Raw genomic sequence first — 20,845 nt, 5'->3', positions numbered from 1 at the left:
GGCCACGGCCGGGTCCGCCGACCGCTCACTGCGCGACAGTCGGACCCGCTGACGTGTGGCATCGATAGCGTAGGTGGCCAGCGCAAGTGGGACGAAAACCGCTGTAAATGGATCATTGCGGACGAAGGGTCCGTCGATCATAATCCGCGTGTCAGGTTCGAGTCCTGCCTCCGGCATCCGGCCGTCGGCACGATCGAACCTGCGATACCGCTCGCCGTCCCCGGCTCGTTACGTTCGAGTCCCTCCTCCGGCATCGGGAAGTGGCTCCGGAGACCACGTAAGTACAACCGCCCGCCCCAACGCCCTGACCAAGGAAAAGAGCTGACTAGGTTGCTGAGCAGTGGTGGGTACTCGGCCATGTCCAGGACTGCCTTCGCGGTGGCGCTGCTCGTCGCCGGCTTCGCAGTCGCCTCGTGTGGCGGCGACGGCAACAAGGCTGCCGCGAACGGCAAGGTCACGGTCGTCTACCAGGACAACGCGATCAAGCCGAAGGACCGGCAGGCCGTAGCGGTGATCCGGAAGTCCCGCGTGCTCGAGCAGGTCGCCGACTGGGTGAACACGTCGCTCGCCCTCCCGCATGACCTGGTCGTGAAAGTCACCGACAAGGTCCCACCGGGGGTTACGGATGCGGTCGCCCAGCCCGACGGCAGGACGATCTTTGTGCCCCCGCCGTTCCTGACCCAGATCGAAGGGGTCCTCAGCAACGTGGTCAAGACCGTCAAGCGTCCCGCCCTGTTCCCCAGGGCCAGGTTCAACGCCGACGACCTGACCGCGCTGTCGACCCAGTTCATCTTCGGCCACGAGATGGGCCATGCCCTGCAGCGTCAGCTTCTGCTTGCGAACCTCGGCCTCGAGGAGGACGCCGCCGACGGGTTCGCGTCGTTCTACACCGTCAACGAGGTTGGACCGGATCCGTCGCTGGCAGCCGCAATCCTTTTCGACGAGCTCGCCCGCAAGGAGGGCAAGCTGACGCTGGAGGGGCTCTCGAGCGATCACCCCGTCACCCAGCAACGGGTCTTCAACTTCCTTTGCTACCTCGAGGGGAGCGACCCGAAGAGGTTCCGCGGGCCCCTGGTCGGTGCCGGTTACCTGCCGAAAACCCGCGCCCCGTTGTGTCCGCAGGCATGGGCGATGCTGGACTTCGGCTGGTGGACCCAACTCAAGCCACATTTCAGCGGGGCATTCAAGGACCAGGGCAACAAGACGCAGGAGAACGCACGCGACCAGCTGATCGCGGAGACGAAGGCCTTCGCGAAGGAGCTCGACAAGATCCGCAGCGGGCAATGAGCACTCAGAGCCATCGGCCCGCATCTCCGGCCACCCTTAAAGACACGGTCTTCAACGTCGGCGTCGCCGACGGGCTGTAACGCCCGGGGTGTTACACCCTCTCTCCTCGGACAGCCCGGAAAGTCACGCTTTCAGCTGTGTGGCGCTGGACGCCAGAGCGCTGTGGTACGCACCTCGGGATGCAGAAGTGCACCAGCACGTGACCCTGACCGTGGTCGGCCAACGGCTTTCCCGCTCCTTCTCGCACGGCTGTCGGGCGTATTGGGTGGTGCTGCGCAACGGAAGCACTACCCTGCCGCTCATTCAGAGGCCCGCTCCGCGATGAGGTGACGGCACTGCCGCGCGCGGTCTGCTGGTTCGTCGCCCAGGGCGGAGAGTTCGGCCAAGTAGTGGAGCAGGTCTGTGACGGCGTCGTGGTCCGGGCCTCCTGAGAGGAACACCTCGGTTGCCTCCGCCACGTTGGCTTCCGGTTCAAGGAGCAGCACCCGGAGCAGGCCAAAGAACCTGGTGGCGTCAGCCTCCGGTGATTCCGTCGGGGAGGTGAGCAACTCGCTCCACTGCTCCACGCATCCCGCGAGCCCCGACTTCACCGTGTCCAGCATGATCTTCTCGAACAGAAGACCAGGGTCATGGGGCTCGGATGTGACAGCCCGCTCAAGATCTTCACGCGCCCGCGAGTAGTGGCCCGCTTGCCGGCTAGCGACGCCTCGTTGACCAAGAACCCAGGCGTAGGTGGGGTCGAGGTCGAGAGCGGCGGTGAAGTCGGCGATGGCTTGGTCATATTGGTGGGCCTGCCGGTGGGCTTCTCCGCGAGCGCCGTGGGCCCAGGCGAGCGTGGGGTCGAGGTCGAGAGCGGCGGTGAGATCGGCGATTGCCTGGTCGTAGCGGCCCGCTTCCCGGTGGGCTTGCCCTCGTGAGCCAAGGGCCCAGGCGTAGTTGGGGTCGAGGTCGAGAGCGGCGGTGAAGTCGGCGATTGCCTGGTCGTAGCGGCCCGCTTCCCGGTGGGCTTCTCCCCGTGAGCCAAGGGCCCAGGCGTAGTTGGGGTCGAGGTCGAGAGCGGCGGTGAAGTCGGCGATGGCTTGCTCGTAGCGGTCGGCCTGCCGGTGGGCTTGCCCTCGTGAGCCAAGGGCCCAGGCGAGCGTGGGGTCGAGATGGAGAGCGGCGGTGAGATCGGCGATTGCCTGGTCGTAGCGGCCCGCTTCCCGGTGGGCTTGCCCTCGTGAGCCAAGGGCCCAGGCGTAGGTGGGGTCGAGGTCGAGAGCGACGGTGAAGTCAGCGATGGCTTGGTCATAGCGGCCGGCCTGCCGGTGGGCTTCTCCCCGTGAGCCAAGGGCCCAGGCGTAGGTGGGGTCGAGGTCGAGAGCGGCGGTGAAGTCGGCGATGGCCTGGTCGTAGCGGCCGGCCTGCCGGTGGGCTTGCCCTCGTGAGCCAAGGGCCCAGGCGAGCGTGGGGTCGAGATGGAGAGCGGCGGTGAGATCGGCGATGGCCTGGTCGTAGCGGCCCGCTTCCCGGTGGGCTTCTCCCCGTGAGCCGTGGGCCCAGACGTAGGTGGGGTCGAGGTCGAGAGCGGCGGTGAAGTCGGCGATGGCCTGGTCGTAGCGGCCCGCTTCCCGGTGGGCTTCTCCCCGTGAGCCGTGGGCCCAGGCGTAGGCGGGGTCGAGGTCGAGAGCGGCGGTGAGATCGGCGATGGCCTGGTCGTAGCGGCCCGCTTCCCGGTGGGCTTGCCCTCGTGAACCAAGGGCCCAGGCGTAGGTGGGGTCGAGGTCGAGAGCGGCGGTGAAGTCAGCGATGGCCTGGTCGTCGCGGCCCGCTTCCCGGTGGGCTTCTCCGCGGCGAGCGAGGGCCCAGGCATCGTCGGGGCTGAGGTCGAGTGCGGTCGTCAGGTCGCTGATGGCCTGGTCGGTGTGGCTGAGCCAGCGGTGAACGTCGCCTCGGTAGGCCCAGGCACGAGCGTTGTGCGGGTCGGTGGCGATGGCACGGTCCAGCTCGGCGATAGCTTCCTCATCGCGATCGGCGAGGTAGAGGTGCCGGGCGCGGTAGGTCTGGGCCCAGGCTCGGGCAGTAGCGCTCATATGGCCGTGGGTCAGCAGCGCGGTGAGGGAGGCCAGGGCGGGCTCGTCGCCGGTGACGGCGTTCTGAAGGCGGTCGGCCCAAGACAGGAGGGCAGGATCCGTGGTGTCGTTGGCTGCTTGTTCGAGGGCGTCGATCCACTGCCGCAGGATCGACGTATCCGGTCCGGCGGCAAGGACGGCCTGCTCCAGCGCGGGTGCTAACTGGGCTGCGGGGTGTGCGCACAGCCGGTGGTAGGTCTCGTCCAGGCGGTGGCGACGCCACCGGGGATCGCCCCACCGCTTCTCCTCGAGAAGGCCCTGCTCGGCGGCGGTGCGCCAGGTGGCGTGAGTGTCGGCGAGCCGGAGGTGTGCTGTGGTCCAGCGCTGCGGGGAGTGGGTGCGCTGCTGGCGTACCATGCTCGCGCGTACCACTGCGTGGTACTGCTTGAAGTCGCCGCGGCCACTGACGAACGGCTGCCCGCACAGCCACCCCCACAAGCCCCGCGCCTCCTGTGGTGCGGCGGCGGCGAAGACGTCCTCGTTCAGCTGCGGCGCCAGCGCGCATGCCAGGACCGTCTCACGCTGGCGCGGATCCGTGATCCACTGCACAAAACGCTCGACCGCCGCGTCAACCACGTCCCCGTCCGCGTCCACGTCCTCGGCGGCCCCAGGACGGGCAAGGGCAAGGAGTTCCACGAGCAGCGGCAGTCCCATCGACAGCTGCAGCACCGCCTCCACCACCCCCGGCTCCGTTACCCCCCGCGCGGCCAGCAGCGCCCGCGTCTCCGCGTCGGTGAACACCTCCAGCGGCACGTCCGCCACCAACGCCCGCAGCGGCGCCCACTCCCGTTCCGCGAGTTCGTCCCGTCCGGCCAGCACCACCATCACGTTGACCGGCACCGGCCCCAACGCATCCTCCAGCAGATCCCGCAACCACCCGTCCAGGTAACGCCCGGTCTGCTCCCACGTGTCGAAGAACAGCACCACCCACTGGTATCGACCACACAACCGGCCGAGCTCAGAGACAAACGCCCGGCTCACCCCGGCGACGTCACCCCCTCGTGCCCGACGGCCTCGGGCTCGAACACCGGCCCGCAGCCGGTCCAGGCCCTGGGCCGCGGCGTCCGGGTTTGCCATCGAGGTCACCACCCCGGCCCCCGGGATCAGCGACGCCGCACCCAGCGCGGCTTGCGTCACCACCCGGCTCGACACCGACACCTCGCCTTCCGCCGCCCCGGCGCCTTCCGCCGGCACCGGCTCGGCGGCCGCCTCCTGCTCCCGGCGGAACTGCTCGGCTGCCCGGTCGAATTCCTTGAGCGGGCCTGCCTGCTCGGCCAACTGCCGGGCCAGCTCGGCCAGGGCCTGCTGCACGCCGTGCACGTCGCTCTCGTTCACCACCGCGGTCACTGCCCCCGCCCGCCGCGCCACCTCCTGCCACTGCCGCAGCAGCGTGGACTTCCCCACCCCACCCACCCCGCGCACATGAAACAGAAACTCCGCCGGATCCCCCTCCGACTCCGGATCCTTCGCCAGGTTCTCCGCGAACAGCGACAACTGCGCCCGCCGACCTACGAACTGCGACCGCGTACGCTGCCGGATCAGCTCACCACGCGACCGGCTCCGATGCCCCGACCCCGACATGCCTCCACCCCTCGCTCGGCCTGCCATGCCCACCGTTCACGGCGCTGGTCCCGCCAGTAGTATCGCCACTCACCACGTTGTGGAGGACGTCTTTGGTGTCCGGTCCCGTTCTCAACGCCCGTCTATGCTGGGTACGCAGCCGCGTATTTGCCTGAGCCCGATCGGGCGTACGCCGACACCCCTCGCAATTCGCCGCCCACGTGTGGTCGGCTCCGCTGATGGGCTGCCCCCGGTGTTGCAGCTGGTCTGTGACCGGACAGCCCGGACAGCGGCACTTTGAGCTGTCCGGCTCGTTTCCTCAGATCGCAGGCTTAACCGGACAGTCGGACAGCTGGGACACGCTTGGAGCGCGTGTCCGGGGCTTGGTTGGGTCTAGGCGCTCTTCGGCTTGCGGCTGGCGGCCTTCTTCGCGGGTGCCTTGTTGGCCGCGGTCTTCTTAGTGGCCGCAGTGCTCTTCTTGGCTGTGGCCGTCGTCTTCTTCGCGGTGCGCTTCTTCGGCATCTCGTGGACCGTGGCGTCCTCGCCGTCCTCGGCGCGCGCTTGCTTTGCTGCCTGGACGGAGGCGTTGAGGGCGGACATCAGGTCGACGACCGGTCCGGCCGGTTCCTGCCCGCCGGTTGGGGCGGCCTCTTGCCCGCGGCCTTGGCTGCGATGACCTCTTCGAGGGCTTCGCGGTAGTGGTCCGTGTATCCGGAGATGTCCTCGGTCGCCATCGTCTCCATGAGCTGGATCGCAGCTTCGACTTCCTCGTCGTCCAGCTCGATCGGCTGCGGGGTCAGCTCGGACGGGTCGCGGATCTCGTCCGGCCACCTCATCGAGTGGAGGACGAGCGCGTTCTCCTTGATACGGAGCAAGTCAGGCGTTCGCGGCCACGCCAAGCAAACTTGGCCACCGCGACCTTGGAGCTCCGCTCGACCGTCCCGGCTCGGCGCCCCAGAACGGATGCACGGCAAGACGGCAGGACAGCTGCACCAGACGGCGCCGCAGCGCCGTGTACGGAGCCTGATGCCCGGCAAGCTCCGCGTAGGTGCGGTTCCAGTCGCGATGGGCCTGCACCAGGTCGGGCGGCCAATCGATGGAAGCCATAAGCGGCAGAAGCTTGAAAGCCACACCCGACGCCCCTGGGTGGGCCAACCATACGAAGGGCTCGCCCTGTCCGTAGAAGAACGTAGGGAAGCTCGAGTGACGACACCCTGGCCAGGTGCTTGGAACAGGAGCAATCCGCGCTCAGGCTGACCGCTGATGCCTCATCGTTCATTCCGTCGACGAGCCACATCACTTCCCTCACCAGGCGTTCAACGACCGGCGGGGAAAGCTCGCCGAAGGGGAGAACCGAAGGAACAGCCAAAGGTGGGGTCAGTGGCGTCACCTGGCGACGACCGACCAGAGTCCCCAGACGCAATTCCTCGGTGTCGTCATTCACCTGTGTCACCCCTCATCATGCGGGCGATCGGCTGCGGCTGGTTGCGCTTGACCACCAGGATGTAGTGGGCGTTCTTCTCCTCGACCAGGTAGCGGGCCTGTTCGCGGAGGACTTTGAATCAGCGCTGTCCCGTGGGGGGCTTGACCAGCGCCGCGAACGACTCCCGTACCGTCCCGCTGTACATCCAAAACAGACCGTAGCTTTCGGAGGTTTCATCCCATTCGAGTGCGCTGGGCTCACGCCCCTCTTCACCCTTCAGCGAAATTGTCGCAATTATGTTGCTGTATTCATCGAACTTGACGTCGGGCGACTTATGAGCCACCCGCCAAAGAGTGACGTACCGAGGGCGACGGGTCACATTGAGAATCTCGGTGCTGTAACGAAGTCGGGCATGAAATTTAATGTACTCGTCCCCCGCCTGAGCCACCCACTTGGGAGCATCTTCCGCGTGGGAAAGATCCTCATACCACGATGCAGTCGCCGAGTCGGCGTAGTCGCTGCTGAGCGTTCCCCGATCCTTCCTCAAGACCACAGCCTGAGCAGAACCATCGATCGAATCGAATTCGGAGGTTGCGGAGATGCTGACGATCTTAACTTCGCTAAAATCGTCACCCGGCTCCAAAAAGGAACCGCTTTCGTCGGCTATGATCGCACCGGAACTAATCAATTCACGTCCCAATACCTTGATATTACGTTCCACGTCGCCACCAGCCTGAAGGTCACCCTTCCAATCCTTCATCCCCCTGGCCTTCTCGGTGAAATCAGCCGAGCGCCCGTAGACCTCATAAAGGCTACCCAGAATATAGAAGGGCACCTTTCCGCTGTTCTTGACTGACACGGTCATCGGAAGATAAAGGACCGTGCGCTCGGCGTTGAGCTGCGGTTTTCCAAACTTGACCACCATGCGCACGGTAACGGGATTGCTGTACGGTATATACACCTGCGAGTAGATCAAGTTGGCGATGGCGATGAGCGCCGTTACTGCTGCACCGATCGCGACTTTCTTGGGATGGGGTGATTGCCTCCATATCTGTTGAGGGTTGACCTTCCACAGTGCCCAGAAAGACCAGAGCAGGAGAGTGGGCCAGATCCAAGCGTAATGAGTGTATTCTCCGGCATCGATCTGCATGAATAGCAGCAGAGTATTCACGGCCAGTGCGATCACGACGCCTATGAGAACCGCCGCTCCAGAGTAAACCCAGCGCCGCTTCCCCAAGTAGTCGAAGACAGCAATTGCCGCGATCAGCTCCACAGCACCTGCGAAGAGAAACGTGGCGCCCGCCACGCGCCCCCCGTACGTCAGGGCCTCCGAGATGTCCGTTTTCCCTATTCTGCCGAGCACGCCTGCCGTGATGAGGAGACCTGCAGCCATGAGGACGGATATTGCTCGCCGCCTCCAAGAACGGTCCGGCCAGGCCTCGAATCCGCCGCCACGCCAATGGATAAGCTCACTGTCCTCGAGGTCCAGGTCCTTCGGGACTCCGGCACGGCGCAACAGATTGCGTAGGTCTTGCAGAGACCAGGCCCGGCCGACGACCTCACCGCGCACGCGGACGTCCCGCAATCCACGGCTGTCCGGCGGCTCCACCACTATCAGGGGTTGGCTGTTCACGGCACCAGGCTGACCCGGAAGGAGACGCGAACGCATGTGGGGCACCCCGGGTGCGCAGCGGTTCAGCGCTGGAGTGTCCAGGTCAACGCGCAAGCCTCGGACAAGCTGAGCGCTACGCCGTGCGGGTTACTGGCTGCACGGGTTCTGGGCGCCGCTCACCCAAGCAGACGCCCACCCCATTCGGCTCACGCCGCGCCGTGGCAGTCCGCGATCGCCAAGCTCGCGACAGGGATCGCGGACAATCAGGCGCTGACCCAAGTGGGCGAAGCCATCGGGACGCTCGGACTTCCTGTCGTGGTCTTCCCTCGGGTGAATGCGGCGCATGCACGGCATCCTGCGTGGCAACGACACCTACACACTCCGAGAGGCAGGCGTGCGCCTCGTGTACGGGCCGGACGTCGGGCCTCTGTACGAGCCGCGCGACGCGCCGCCAGGCAGAGAGCTGCCCTGGTCGGCTGTCCTCGACGCCGTGGACGAAGTCACCAAGTGATGCATCGTCAACATGCCTGACCTGCAAGGAAAGAGGACCCGAACATTCTGTCCGGGTCCTCTGCTGTTCGCGGCCACATGCTCGTTGGCATGCCAGGGATCAATGAGCGCGCGAACGAGCAGGGGCCTCACTCCCGCAGAACTCGCAGTGATCAAAGCGGGTTTGCGTGAGGCGCGCTCCTCGGCCGAACGGCTGCTGAGGCGCGCGGTTGAAGTCACCGCGAGGCTGGAGAGTCGTTGCCAGCCGACTGCTCAAGGCGGTCGAGACGCTCGCCGAGTTGACGGAGAGCGTCATGAATGCAGCTGAGCTCTTCCGCCAGGGCAGCGAAAGCGGGACTGCTGCCCGGCTCGGTGCCGAGGGGTGCCTAAGGGTCGCGGACAAACGTCCCGCGTCCCTTCTGGGTGAGCACCAGGCCCTCATCGCGGAGCTGGCCGCCGTTGTGGGGCGGGGAAAAAATTTCAACCCCCCCAGGACCGTGAGGCTGGGCAGGCCGTGGAATAGGATGTCTTTCAATGCGAGTGTCTGACTGCGCCCGGCGCCACGTCATGACCGAGGCGGCTTACCCAATGCCACGACGAGTGACCGAAGACGAAGCTGTCAAGGCAATGCTTGACCGAGGAGCGCGCCCGCTGGAACCCTTTCCCGGCACACAACTGCCTTGGAAATGCCGCTGCTTGACCTGCACTGAGGTGAGTTCCCCACGCTACAACGACGTCGTCAACAAGGGGAGCGGCGTCTGCAGCAAAACGTGTCGGTCGCGCAAGATCGCAGCCAAACTCACTCGCGATGGGGCGACGGCTGCTGCTGTCATGCTCGAGTGGGGTTGGGATCCACTGGACGAATACCCGGGCGCCGGAAAACAGTGGGCTGCGAGGTGCGTCCACTGCGGCGTCATCAAGCCGAAGAAGCTGGCGCACGTCCAACGAGGCCGCGGCGGCTGCACCAACTGCGCTGGACGCGATGTCACCGACGAAGCGGCGCGGCAGCTGATGGGCAAGGCCGACCTGGAGCCTCTCATCGACTATCCGGGATCATTGCAGCCCTGGTTGTGTCGCTGCCTGCACTGCGGACACGTCGGAACCCCCACCTACGCCAAGGTCCGCATCCGCGGCCATCAATGCTGGTCGTGCCGCTCGGAGAAGATCGCAGATGCCCTGCGGCTCGATGAGGAGGAAGCCATCGCCAGCATGCTGGGGAAGGCGCTCGATCCGCTCGTGCCCTATCCCGGCAGCACAGAACTCCCCTGGAAAGCTCGCTGCATGACCTGCGAAACGGTCCTGGATCCCGGGCCGACGCTGCACAACATTCGTGGCACGCAACGCGGCTGCCCAACCTGCGCTGAGCGTGGCATCAATCCCGCCAAGGCCGGCTACCTCTACCTCGTTGTCCACGACGCCCACCAAGTCCTGAAGTGGGGTATCGCCAACATCGAACAACGACTGACCCAGCACGTCTCCCAGGGTTGGGAGCTGAGCGCACGTTGGGACTTCGACCTCACCAGAGATGCATGGGCCTTCGAGCGCCAGGTAAAAGCCTGGGTGCGAGGCCAAGGGATCCCGAGAGCGCTGAAAGCCGACGAGATGAAATACGGCAGCCATACAGAGACCGCTTGCCTCTCCGACATCAGCCTTCAACTCGTCCAGAAGTACATCGAGTCTTTGATAGGCCGCAGCCCAGACGCGCCGCCAAAGGCGTAGTTCAGACAACGGCACCACCCTGCTGCGCCAGTACATCACGCGCAGTCAGCCCTCCCGGATGGCGTGCCGGCCGGGTAACCGCCGTCCACCTGCATCAGGCGCCTGTCCGCAGAGTGGGTCGAGGCCCACGCGGTGCCGGTTTCCCGGAGTCGGGCGGCTAGCCGTACTGCGCTGCATCGTACGGCCCTCGCTCAGTGTCGCTGTCAAATGAAGCTGCCCCCAGTCAAGGTCAAACGAGCCTCGGGGGGAGTCGGCGTGGCGTGAAAGCAGGGAGCGTCGGGTGGACACGGAGCGGTTCACGCCGCAGGTGCGTTCAGTGAGGGATCGGCCCTTTCGTGTTCGTGTCAGGGCGTCCCCGTCGGCATCGCCGCCGCCATAACCGCCGCGTACTCGTCGGCGAGCACGGACGCGATCTCCGGGGCCGGGCCGCCGTTGTCGAGCACGACCGGCCAGCCGCCCAGGCGCAGTGCCTCCGCCCGGTACCGCCGGGCTCGGCCGGGGTCGGTGGCGAAGACCCGGGCCAGGGTGGCGTAGGCGTTCCTGCGCTGGAAGTCGTCGGTGACGGTACGGACCAGGCGGTCGGCTCCGTCCGGGTCACCCACCAGGGCGAGGGCCTCGGCGAGCTGCACGAGGATGAAGCCGCGCCGGCCCGGATTGCCGATGCCGCGGGCGGCCTCCTCCGCATCGGCGATCAATCGCAGGGCCGTGGCGGTGGCGGTGTCCCGGTCCGCGCCGTCACGGTCCGCGACGCCCGCGGCGACCGCGGCCAGGCACTGTGTCCGCAGATGGGTGTCGGTCTCCGAGCGCGCGGCGCGTTCGGCGCGCTCCCCGTCACCGCAGCGTGCCCGCTCGCACAGCAGGTCGGGCAGCAGCGAGGTGCGCTGTACCGGGATGGCGAACTCGGCGATCAGCGCTTCCGCATCGTCCAGCAGCGCCCGGGCCCGCTCGGGGTTTGCGTTGGCCAGGGCTGTACGGGCGAGCATGAGCCGGAGTCCAGCGGCGGAGAACGGATCTGTGAGCGCGTCGCACGCCGTCACGGCCTGGTCGATGAGCCGCGTCGCCTCGTCCCGGTCGCCCGCGTCGGCACAGACGCGTGCCCATCGGGCGAGTGACTGTCCCCGCGGGCCGGATTCCTCGACGGACCGGGCCAGCCGCTCCGCGCGCTCGGTGTCGCCCGTCAGAGCGGCTGCCTTCACGATGCCGATTACTGGCCAGGCCCGGCGCGCCGGCTCGGCGACGCCGTCGGCCGCCTTCTCCGCGTCCCGGGTCAGGGCACGGGCGCGCTCCTGGTCGCCGACCACCGCCAGGGCACAGGCCAAGCTGGTGAGTTCGCGGGCGTGCGTGACGAGGTCGACCGTGGCCCGCACGGCGGTCTCGGCCGTCTGCGCCAGTCGGCGGGCGCGCTTCGGCTCCCCGGCCTCGATGGCGGCTCCGGCGGCCGTCGCGAAGCCTTCCGCCTTGCGGTGTGGGTCGGTGACGCCCCGCAGCAGCGTTTCAGCCCGAGCGGGTTCGCCGAGCAGGGCGAGAGAGCCAGCGATGTCGGCGAGCGCCCGCTCCCGCTTCTCGCCCTCGGGTAGTTCCGCCGTCGCGCGCTCGATACCGGGCACCAGCTCCCGTATCCACCCAGGGTCGTCTTTCTCAGCCGCCGCCAGGGCCATGCCGTGGAGTGCGCGGGCACGTCCCTCGGGTGAGATGACTCGGTCCAGCAACCGACATGCCGGGGCACGGTCGTCGGTCATTGCCAGCGTGCCGGCGAGCGAGGCGAACGCGCTGTCCCGCTGGCCCGTGCCGGTGAGGGCTTCCGCTTCGCGCTCGGCCTCGTGCGTGAGCAGCCGTACCTCATCCGGGCCGATCGCCTCGGCGGCTACCGCGGCCGTCAGTCCGAGCGTGGTGGATCGCGTCGGCGCGTCCGCTTCCTCTCGGGCGGCTGCCGCGGCATCCTGCGCCAGGCGGCGGGCCCGTTCCTGCTCACCCAGTCCCACGACGGCGGCGGCCGCACCGGCCCAGCACACCGCCCGCTCCGCGGGACGCGACAGGACGCGGCCCATCTCCTCCAGCTCGCGGGCCAGGTACCGGGCCTGTGCGGTCTCCCCCATCTCGGCGGCGCCGACGGCGAGCACCATCAGCAGCGTCGCCTGCTGGCTGGAGTGCACGATGGCGCGGGCGTTCTCCTCCGCGGCGTACATCAGGTCCCGGGCCCGGTCGCGCTCGCCGGTCTTTGACGCGGCCTCAGCCATCATGGCCAGGCCCTGGCACTGCTCGCCAGGAGTGGTCAGGGAGCGCGCCAGGTTCTCTGCGCGGACGGGGTGGCCAAGCCGCTCCCATACGGCGGGCAGGACGGTCGGCATATGGCTGTTGCGCGTCGTCAGGTAGTCCTGGTGGACGGCGAGCCTGGCCAGCGCAGCCAGGTCCAGGGTGGCGCGGGCAATGTGCGCCTCCTGCGCGGCGGAGATGTCTGCGAGGGCGACCGCGTCGCCGCCGGAGATGTCGAGCAGACGGTCCTGGCGTATGCGGTCGGTGGCGACAGCGGTGAGGCGCTCGGCCTCGTCGGCTGCGGCCAGCATGGCGGTGTAGCCGCGCAGCAGGTATTCGGGGGTGTCGGCCGGCCAGCCGCGGTCGTGGTAGGAGTCTGCCCAGGTGTGCAGCCGCTGCCGGTGCCGGGAGAGGAGCTGGGAGCCAAGTCCGTCATTGGCCGCCTGCTGGAGTTCCTCGTGTCCGAGGATGTGCAGTGTGCCGGTGCCACGCGGGGCGAAGTGGCTGTCGCGGAGGCCGAAGGTCCTGCCGGAGACGGCACGCAGCAGGTTGTCGATCTCGAAGGGGCGGCTCGACGTCAGTTCGGTGAGGTCGGCACTGCTCAGTCCGCCGCCGGCTGCGGTCAGCAGGCCGAGCAGGTCCTGTCCGAGACCGCCGCCCTCCAACAGTCCGCGCAGTTCGCGGCGGGCCTCGTCGCGGACGACGAGGGCGTGCGGCGAGGCGGTCAGAGGGCGGACGACTCCCTCGGCGCGCAGCGGGTGGCCCGCCGGTACATCCTCGGGGATCGGCGGGTTGGGGCGCCCGGCGACGACGATTCGCATTCCGGCCGGCGGCCGGGCCGGGAGCAGGGCAGCGATGCTGTGAGCGTCGGCGCCGGTCACGGTGCCCCGGTCCTCGTCCAGCCCGTCAACCACCAGTACCAGGCGGGACCCGCGGTCGCGCACCACCTGGGCCGCGTCGTGGTAGAGGGCGAACAACTGCTCCTGCTGACGGCGCTCGCCGACCGCGGGCGGCACCTCCTGGCCGGCGAGGACGGCCAGCTGGTCGATGGCTTTCTCCAGGAACGCCTCGCGGTTGTTCTGTCCCGCGTAGCGGGCGGTGATGAAGAACGCGGCGACCTCGATCCCCTCCGGCGGGTGTAGGACGAACCACGACAGGAAGGCGGACTTCCCCGCCCATGCCTCGGCCCGCCACCACATGTAGGCCGGTTGGACGCCGTCGCCTTCCGGGTCGCCGGGCGAGTCCGCGGCGATGCAGAAGGTCGCCAGCTCGGCGAGTTCGGCTTCCCGGTCCAGCAGGGCGGCGGGGGCGATCTGCCGTACTTGCTGCGTGTAGCGATGCCGTGCGGCCGGTCCGTGCGGTGTGCCAACGTGTCCGGGACGGGGATGCGCGACGGCCCATCGGTGGTCGGCGTCGGCGGGTGATACGGCCGTGCCTGAGGTGTGCGGCGGGCGCACGGTGCGGGGGCCGGTGGAGGCGGCCGGGAATCCGTTCAGCCCTGTGTCGGTCCCGGCTGCAGAGGGCGGGGCGCGTGCTCCCCCTCCGGCGGGGTGGTTCTCTCGCCGAGCGCCGGCGCGGACCCGTCGTCGCCGGGCCGGGCTTCCCAGAGGAGCCGCTTCAGCGCGGTGTACGAGCGGTGCGTGACGCTGTCGGGGCGGATGATGGTGAAGTGGTCGCCAGGCAGTCCGCCGATGTCCGGGAAGACGGACCGGGCGGAGGCCGGGGTCACGATCCCGTCGCTTTCCCCGGCCAGGGCGGTGACAGCGATGGGGCAGGTGGAGCCGGTGACCTTGCGCGCGTGGACCACCTGGTTGAGCACGATGCGCTGGGTGTCGGTGACCACGGCGTCCAGGGGCCTGAGCTGCCTCTCCTGTGGGTTCTTCCACAGCCAGCGGCGGCGCAGGGACAGGGCGAACTGTGATCCGTTGTTGGGGCAGGCGAACAGCACCACCCGCAAAATGCGCACCAGATCGGGGCCACGTCCGTTGCCCAGCATCCGTGCCAGGTAACGCTGGACTACGAGTCCGCCTTGGCTGTGCGCCACAAGGGCAAGGCGGTCGAAGCGTTCCGCCTCGGTCTCCAGGTAGACCTTGAGGCTCTCGGCGATGTCGTCGATCTCGGGCACCCGCCGCCAGGCTACCCGGGGCAGCGCCGGTGAGGCGTAGGCGAAGGTCAGCGGCTCGACGAAGGCCAGATCCGGGTCGGCGCCGACCAGTTGGACGAAGGGATCCCAGGTGGCAGGCCCAGATAGGAAGCCGTGGACGAACACCACTCCGAGACGCTGCGCTGCCGACACCATCGCGGGCCCCACCCCCCATCCTCACCCGTATCGCGGCTGTAACCCTATCCTCAAGGGCCTTGCCGGACGGCCCCGATTGAGCAGTCAGGGCGGGAAGTCGCGCCGGTCACCTCATAGTTGCCGAAAGGTTGTCCTTCCGCGCCCTCACCTACCTCCCAGCGTCGCGACCTGCTCCGCCGACCGCACAGGCGGCGGCCAGATGCCAGAGCTGCCACCGACCCTGCCGTCAGTAACTAGCAGTTCCCCCAACAAACCAGCGCATTGAACACTTGATGCCCGCCATTGACCAGGCCGTGCCAGACGGGGCAGTAGCGTCTAGGCGGAAACTGTGACGACCCACCAAACCGTGTGCGTTTCGATGTGCCGTCCGCCACGTTCAGGCAGGTCACATGCGGTTTCCGCGAAGGAAGCGATGCTGGCCTCCGGGTCGGGCCACGGTCGGAAATTTCGCCGTGAGTGCGGCCACCGAATGCCTCGCGAAGTGGCTTTGACCTGCGAAAATCTGCCAACAGAAGAGGCTGGGCGGGTTGTTCGGGGGCGCTACGCGGCTCGAAAAGAGCAACGGTCAAAAGACCGTGTGCGTTTTGGCATGGACGCAAAAAACCCTGATCGGCATTCCTGCAGGTCAGGGTCTTGATCCGGAGTGCCCCCGGCAGGATTCGAACCTGCGCACACGGCTCCGGAGGGCATGCTCGGCTGTGCCGCGCCCATCCCTTTGACCTGTGGGAACGTCTACCCAAGACCACACGCGAGTGAGACTCACACGCTGCTCACACGAAGGCTCCTGTCAAGGCGTGGTCGGGCCGGAGGGGACGCCGATCTAGAATCGAATACGCGTCCGAAAGAAGGCCTCGGCTTGAGCGCCTGCCGCTGTTCACGGGGGAGGTTCGTCACTCTCCGACAGTCGACTTCGCGGTGGGTGTCCTGCACGTTTCGAAAGTTAGCCAGGACTGTTCGAGACACCTTGAAGCAGTCAGTCGTCCAACTCTCGTCAGTTGGTCGGCAGCATTGGCCAACTTTGGATGGACTCCATACACTTGGCAGTCAGTCCATACTGTGGGCCGACTCCAGGGCGTCGAGAACCGGCAGCAGCTCCGACAAGGTGGCCACGATTGCCTTGTCCAGCGCCCCGGCCCTGAGGAGCTGCACACGCTTCGACTCGTCGCGCGCGTATCCGAGGAAGGGGACGCCGAGTGCGGATGCGGCAGTGCAGTCCGCCGGTGAATCCCCGATGATCAGGGACTCGGCAGCGGTCGAACCGGTCGTATCCAGCGCTCGCCTGAGGCACTCCGGGTCCGGCTTCATGAGTTTTGGATCCGGCTTACGGCCATGGACGTGCTCGCCGAAGAAGTCCGAAAGACCCGTGCGCTCGAGATAGCTTCGCACCGCGCGCTCGCAGATGTTAGTCGTGACGGCGAGCCGGAATCCGGCCGCGCCGAGCCGGCGAATCAGCAGGTCGGCGTCTTCCGTCGGCTCCGCCGTCAGTGCTGCTCGCAACTCCTGCGAGGTCAGCTGCTGCTCCATTTCCTTCACCAGGTCGCTGTCCGGGTACATGAGAGCGGCGGCTCTCAGCAGGGCGAGGGGATCATCGGCGGAGCCCGCTTCCACCACCACATCGCCCGGGACGGTCTGCGCGGCCCAGTTCCTGAGCTCGGCGGCGATCCCGGAGGCTCGGTGCCCGTCGAAGAGATGACAGACCGGGCCATCGAAGTCGAAGAGAATGCACTTGGCGGCGCCGAAGAAGCCGACCAGGTCGGTCACGTCCGATTCAGTCACGTCGCTCCGTCCGTCGCGGCAGAGGGCGGCGTGCGGGTGCCACCACTCCCCATACTGCCCGCAACCACTTTCATCGGTCGGGCAGTTGGCGGGGAGCGAGCGGAAGGCCCACGGGAGTGGCACCGATCAGCTGCCCAGGATGATTCCCTTGGCGAGCGTGCCCCACAGCCCGTCGAACCACTCCTGCGCCTGCTTCACGAAGGCCTCGTCCCGTGCCCCTCCGCCCAGCCCGAACGGGAAGAGCATCGAGTTGCTGCCGAGCACGTCGAAGATCTCCAGGGGTGTGTCGTCGATCTGCTCCTCCCGCTTTGTGACGGTATAAAACGCGAACAGCGCCTCGGAGCCGTTCAGCAGATACAGCTTCACGGGTGGGGTGAACGGCAGCGCCCTGAGCGTCACCTCAACGTCGATGCCGCGGGTGCTGCGCAGGCTCGCAGGCTGTGGCGCAGGACGGCGCCGTGGTTGTTGCGCAGCGACAGCCAGTGATCGTGAACCAGTTGGCCGTCGCCGGACTCCTCCTCCGCCAGGCGGGGAAAGGCGAGGTCCAGGTCGCGCGAGGGCACCATCACCCGGACCTTCACGGTCTCGGGCGTGATCCGGCCCGAGCGGATGAGCTGGAGCGGCTCGGCGAGTGCCATGTTGAGGGACTCCGCGGTCAGCGAGACCGCGTCGATACGGACTTGGGGTTTCTCGAACGCCTCGATGAGGCGGGGCCCGAGCCCGGCGGCCGTCTGCTGGGGCTCCTCCACAGCGGGGTCTGCCTCGGCAGGGAGTGCGATCCGGGCGGGAGCGCCCTTGACGGCAGCGGTGAGCAGGCCCGCCTCGCGCAGCAGGTCAAGCGCCTGGCGCACAGCCCGTCGCTCCACGCCGAACTCTTCGGCCAGGCTCTCCTGGGTCGGCATCCGCTCACCGCTCTTCAGCTGGCCGGAGCGGATGCGTTCGGTCAGGATCTTTGCCACTTCGAAGGGCGAGGGGCGCTTCCTGACGCCGTTCACTGGAGCGTGCTCATGGGTCACAACAGAACGCTACAACTGCTGGCTAACTAGCGGGAGTTCCGTGGCAGTTGTTTATTAATTGCAACCAAGTGGGGGGCAAATTCACTAGAGTTGGTCACCAACTCGCCCAACCTGTTGAAGCGCCAACGCACTTCCCTTCATGCCCGCCCACCGTCGTACGGGTGGCGCGCGGATCCGTCCGCATCCCCCGTGCCGCTCCTCTCCTCACCCTGCGGAGGTACCGCCGTGCTGGTGGCGCTCGTGACCAATGGTCATGGGCAGGAACTGACGAGATCTCTAGGTTGCGTCTCTTCGATCAGCGGTTGAGCACCCAGACGGTGGCCTGTTCTCTTCGCGCCATCACCGAGGAGGGTATCGCCGCGTGCCCGTACTGCCGACCCGACACGGACCTCGGTGTGCTGTGAACCGGGAACTGTCGCAGCCTGATGGCATGAGCGATGCGCCGATCGTCGTGCACCGCGCGACCGGCACGGGCGGCCGGCGGGTGACGATCCGTGCCCAGATCGCGGGCCTTGCGCATAACGACGCCGACCTGATCGAGTTCCTAGTGGCAGGGCGGCCACCCGCACGAATACAACGCGGGCTGACGTACGACCTCATCGAATCGGCCGTCCGCTCGCACTGACCAGCGGCGGGACGGCCCCTTGTCATTGTTGGCTATCCCCGGCCGCCCTTGGACGGCCCGAGAGAGTTTGATGGACCGCGGCACCAACAGCTCAACTACACGGGCTGACACAGAACAAGAGCAAGAGGGAAGGCGCCCAGGCGCCTGCGACCTCCAAGCGTCGGCTTCGCCTCCGGGCTGCAACATCCGCTGATGTTGCAGCCCGTCTGTCAACGGACCGGACAGGTGGGACAGCCCCGGTCCGAGCTGTCCCACCCATCTGCGCTGGTCAGATGAGGTAACCGGACAGTGGGACAGCTGGGACGCCGATGCTCCGTGACTCATGTCGTGCTGGTGTCATTGTCAGTGGCTCGCCGTATGGTCACCCCAGCAGAGACCCTGGGGGTTCAAATGCCAGAGCGCATGGGCTGGGGCCAGTACTCCTAGGCTCATGAGCACCCCGTGAGCCGCTATCTAACTGTCAGCTCGCGTTGACCCGCACCCCGAGGTGCCAGACCAAGAGGTCGGTCTGGCACCTCGGGCTCTCGAAGTGAGAGGCCCATGACTTGTCCTTGGGGCTAGGCCGCGTATCGAGTCGTGATCATCGGGTGGTCCTGGTGAGGTCTTTGATCCAGATCATCGAGGCGTGCAGGTGGAGACTGGCGAGGTAGCTGTCGGGAGTCTTGTCGTATCGGGTGTCTCACCGTCCCAGTTCCGGCCTCCTGGTACGTCACGCTCTGGGGCGGGTGAGGCACGTGGAGCCGACGTGAGCCGACCGGTGCACTGATGTCCGGGCGGGGACTCATGGGACATGGCCCGGCACCCGGCTCAGGTTCCGGGGAGGATACGGCGCGTTTCGTAGGCCCACATCGCGATCTCGACCCGGTTGCGGGCGCCGAGTTTGGCCATCAGGCTGGCCAGATGCGTCTTCACCGTGCTGAGGCTGATGTGCAGTGCATCGGCGATCTCGGTGTTGGTCAGCCCGCGAGCGACGGCGAGGAGCACCTGCTCCTCGCGGGCGGTGACGGGGGAGACCGGCTGGGCCACGGGCCGGCCGGCGGGCAGGTCCGCGAATGCCTGGAGCAGACGGACGGTGACGCTGGGCGCGATGAGCGCCTCACCGTCGGACGCCGACCGTACGGCCTGCGCCAGAAGGTCCGGTCCCGTGTCCTTGAGGAGGAATCCGCGGGCGCCGGCACGCAGTGAGCCGTAGACGTACTCGTCGAGGTCGAACGTGGTGATGACGACCACGGCCAGCGGGTCGGCGACGCCCGGGCCGGCGACCAGCCGGGTGGCCTCGAGCCCGTCGAGTACGGGCATGCGGATGTCGAACAGGCAGACGTCGGGGCGTAGTTCGCGAGCCAGACGTACCGCTTCCCGCCCGTCGGCGGCCTCGCCGACCACCTCGATGCCGGGCTGGGCGTTCAGCATGATCCGCAACCCGGTGCGGATGATCGTCTGGTCGTCAGCGACGAGGACGCGAATGGACACCGCTCTCGCTCCTCGCTCTCGGCAGTTCGGCTTCGACATGCCAGCCCCGGTCGGTACCCGGGCCGGCTCGTAGTGTGCCGCCGAGCAGGGTCGCGCGCTCGCGCAGTCCGGTGAGTCCGTATCCGTCGCGACCCCGGCCGGTGCGCCGGCCGTTGTCGCGCACGCTCACCCGTACCGTGTCCCGTTCCGCGGCGACCCGAACGACGAGCTCGGTCGCGTCGACCGCATGGCGCAGCGCGTTGGTCACCGACTCCTGCACGATCCGGTAGACGGCCGCGTCCACGGCCGGCGGCAGCGCGTCCAGTTCGCCGTCGAGCCCCAGGTCGACCCTGAGGCGACCACCCGGGGTGCGCACCAGGCGCTCCAGATCCGCGACTCCGGCAGGGGGCGCCAGCTCGGCGCCGACCCCGCGGTCGCGCAGCGCGGCGACCATGGCGCGCATTTCCTCCAGCGTGCGCGCCCCTTCCTCCTCGACCCCCTCCAGCGCCTCGACGGCGGCGGACGGGTCGGTGCCCGCGAGCACCCGGCCCGCCTGGGCGATGATCACCATGGCCGACACGTGGTGGGCCACCGTGTCGTGCAGTTCCCGGGCGAGCTGCTCGCGCTCGCGGGAGCGCACCTGCTCCAACTGCCGCTCGCGAGCGGTCACCCAGAACCGCACGGCAGCCCCGACCACGCCGGGCAGCAGCAGGAAGACGAAGCCCACGACATTTTCGACGACCGGGGTCTCGTCCGTGACGGAACACAGCGCGCCGGCCGCGAGGATCACCGCGCCGCCCAGCACGATCTCGCGTCCCGATCCCCACCGGGGCAGCGCGTACACCAGCACGAGCACGACCGCGCCGGTGTACAGGCCGACGGGCTCGCGCGGTGCGGCGACGAGCGAGGCCACCTGAAGCAGGATCACCGAGCCGAACGCCAGCGTCACCATCGCCAGCGGGCGGGTCCGGCGCCACAGGGGCAGCAGGCACAGCCATACGGCGAACACCACCGCCACCGGCCGCCACACGACGTTCTCGCGCAGGGTGGCCTCCAGCGCCACACCGGCAAGGCCCGCGGCGAGCAGCGCCCAGTCCCGCCGCACCCGGGCGGGCGCGTCGGGCGGCCGGGGTTCGGTCCACAGGGTTCGCAGGTCGTCTCGGAGCACGGTTCTCAGCCTAGGGACCGCGGCGTGCCGCGCATCAGCCGAAAGGACGGGTCGTCAC

Annotated in this window: 14 protein-coding genes and 1 pseudogene; 4 read left to right on the top strand and 11 right to left on the bottom strand. The window is 67.7% G+C overall.

The features are described from left to right. Positions 1 to 357 precede the first annotated feature (357 nt). On the top strand, positions 358 to 1,287 hold the full coding sequence (locus tag ACZ3H8_RS06470) for a DUF4344 domain-containing metallopeptidase (RefSeq protein WP_467398236.1): 930 nt from the start codon (positions 358 to 360) through the stop codon (positions 1,285 to 1,287). Between the two features lie 299 nt (positions 1,288 to 1,586). Here the strand turns inward: ACZ3H8_RS06470 and ACZ3H8_RS06465 are convergent, their stop codons facing one another. The 5 genes from ACZ3H8_RS06465 to ACZ3H8_RS06445 all read right to left on the bottom strand — a co-directional run bounded on the left by ACZ3H8_RS06465 (position 1,587) and on the right by ACZ3H8_RS06445 (position 8,014). Further along, positions 1,587 to 4,979: a tetratricopeptide repeat protein gene (locus ACZ3H8_RS06465; protein WP_467398233.1), complete on the bottom strand. Its 3,393-nt coding sequence runs from the start codon at positions 4,977 to 4,979 to the stop codon at positions 1,587 to 1,589. A 372-nt stretch (positions 4,980 to 5,351) separates the two neighbouring features. Beyond that, positions 5,352 to 5,558, bottom strand: coding sequence for a hypothetical protein (locus ACZ3H8_RS06460; RefSeq protein ID WP_467398231.1), 207 nt, complete (start codon positions 5,556 to 5,558; stop codon positions 5,352 to 5,354). Continuing rightward, positions 5,558 to 5,833, bottom strand: coding sequence for a hypothetical protein (locus ACZ3H8_RS06455; RefSeq protein ID WP_467398229.1), 276 nt, complete (start codon positions 5,831 to 5,833; stop codon positions 5,558 to 5,560). The genes ACZ3H8_RS06460 and ACZ3H8_RS06455 overlap by 1 nt, the downstream gene beginning before the upstream one ends. Position 5,834: 1 nt before the next feature. Continuing rightward, positions 5,835 to 6,065, bottom strand: a complete 231-nt coding sequence (locus ACZ3H8_RS06450) for a hypothetical protein (RefSeq protein ID WP_467398226.1) — start codon at positions 6,063 to 6,065, stop codon at positions 5,835 to 5,837. A 455-nt stretch (positions 6,066 to 6,520) separates the two neighbouring features. Beyond that, the gene (locus tag ACZ3H8_RS06445) at positions 6,521 to 8,014 is read right to left on the bottom strand and encodes a hypothetical protein (RefSeq protein WP_467398224.1); all 1,494 of its coding nucleotides are present in this window, start codon (positions 8,012 to 8,014) and stop codon (positions 6,521 to 6,523) included. Positions 8,015 to 8,327: 313 nt separating this feature from the next. On the opposite strand from ACZ3H8_RS06445, the gene ACZ3H8_RS06440 reads away from it, so the two are divergent. Together ACZ3H8_RS06440 and ACZ3H8_RS06435 are read left to right on the top strand one after the other, a co-directional pair. Beyond that, entirely contained in the window at positions 8,328 to 8,504 is a 177-nt protein-coding gene (locus ACZ3H8_RS06440; RefSeq protein WP_467398222.1) for a hypothetical protein, read from the top strand. 578 nt (positions 8,505 to 9,082) lie between these two features. Next, on the top strand, positions 9,083 to 10,201 hold the full coding sequence (locus tag ACZ3H8_RS06435) for a hypothetical protein (protein WP_467398219.1): 1,119 nt from the start codon (positions 9,083 to 9,085) through the stop codon (positions 10,199 to 10,201). Positions 10,202 to 10,545: 344 nt separating this feature from the next. Here the strand turns inward: ACZ3H8_RS06435 and ACZ3H8_RS06430 are convergent, their stop codons facing one another. The 4 genes and pseudogenes from ACZ3H8_RS06430 to ACZ3H8_RS06415 form a co-directional block, all read right to left on the bottom strand. Beyond that, positions 10,546 to 13,911, bottom strand: a complete 3,366-nt coding sequence (locus ACZ3H8_RS06430) for a hypothetical protein (protein WP_467398217.1) — start codon at positions 13,909 to 13,911, stop codon at positions 10,546 to 10,548. 35 nt (positions 13,912 to 13,946) lie between these two features. Beyond that, entirely contained in the window at positions 13,947 to 14,753 is an 807-nt protein-coding gene (locus tag ACZ3H8_RS06425) for an esterase/lipase family protein (protein WP_467398215.1), read from the bottom strand. A 1,044-nt stretch (positions 14,754 to 15,797) separates the two neighbouring features. Next, positions 15,798 to 16,529, bottom strand: a complete 732-nt coding sequence (locus ACZ3H8_RS06420) for an HAD family hydrolase (RefSeq protein WP_467398212.1) — start codon at positions 16,527 to 16,529, stop codon at positions 15,798 to 15,800. A gap of 126 nt (positions 16,530 to 16,655) precedes the next feature. Further along, positions 16,656 to 17,545 (bottom strand): annotated as a pseudogene (locus tag ACZ3H8_RS06415) (GntR family transcriptional regulator). A gap of 430 nt (positions 17,546 to 17,975) precedes the next feature. On the opposite strand from ACZ3H8_RS06415, the gene ACZ3H8_RS06410 reads away from it, so the two are divergent. Further along, positions 17,976 to 18,170 carry a hypothetical protein gene (locus ACZ3H8_RS06410; RefSeq protein WP_467398209.1) on the top strand — a complete coding sequence of 65 codons (195 nt, stop codon included), beginning with the start codon at positions 17,976 to 17,978 and terminating at the stop codon, positions 18,168 to 18,170. Between the two features lie 807 nt (positions 18,171 to 18,977). On the opposite strand, the gene ACZ3H8_RS06405 is transcribed toward ACZ3H8_RS06410, so the two are convergent. Next, positions 18,978 to 19,640 (bottom strand): response regulator, encoded by a 663-nt coding sequence (locus ACZ3H8_RS06405; protein ID WP_150497990.1) that lies wholly within the window; start codon positions 19,638 to 19,640, stop codon positions 18,978 to 18,980. Continuing rightward, the gene (locus tag ACZ3H8_RS06400) at positions 19,615 to 20,787 is read right to left on the bottom strand and encodes a sensor histidine kinase (protein ID WP_467398207.1); all 1,173 of its coding nucleotides are present in this window, start codon (positions 20,785 to 20,787) and stop codon (positions 19,615 to 19,617) included. The genes ACZ3H8_RS06405 and ACZ3H8_RS06400 overlap by 26 nt, the downstream gene beginning before the upstream one ends. Positions 20,788 to 20,845 lie beyond the last annotated feature (58 nt).

Source organism: Streptomyces sp. NPDC002868, assembly GCF_055563295.1.
This window is presented reverse-complemented; position numbering and strand designations above follow the sequence as displayed.

Excerpts from the sequence above, each read along its gene's own strand:
- ACZ3H8_RS06450 (WP_467398226.1), bottom strand. The coding sequence starts at position 6,065 with ATGGCTTCCATCGATTGGCCGCCCGACCTGGTGCAGGCCCATCGCGAC.
- ACZ3H8_RS06460 (WP_467398231.1), bottom strand. The coding sequence starts at position 5,558 with ATGTCCGCCCTCAACGCCTCCGTCCAGGCAGCAAAGCAAGCGCGCGCC.
- ACZ3H8_RS06410 (WP_467398209.1), top strand. The coding sequence starts at position 17,976 with ATGAGCGATGCGCCGATCGTCGTGCACCGCGCGACCGGCACGGGCGGC.
- ACZ3H8_RS06440 (WP_467398222.1), top strand. The coding sequence starts at position 8,328 with ATGCGGCGCATGCACGGCATCCTGCGTGGCAACGACACCTACACACTC.
- ACZ3H8_RS06465 (WP_467398233.1), bottom strand. The coding sequence starts at position 4,979 with ATGTCGGGGTCGGGGCATCGGAGCCGGTCGCGTGGTGAGCTGATCCGG.
- ACZ3H8_RS06470 (WP_467398236.1), top strand. The coding sequence starts at position 358 with ATGTCCAGGACTGCCTTCGCGGTGGCGCTGCTCGTCGCCGGCTTCGCA.
- ACZ3H8_RS06425 (WP_467398215.1), bottom strand. The coding sequence starts at position 14,753 with ATGGTGTCGGCAGCGCAGCGTCTCGGAGTGGTGTTCGTCCACGGCTTC.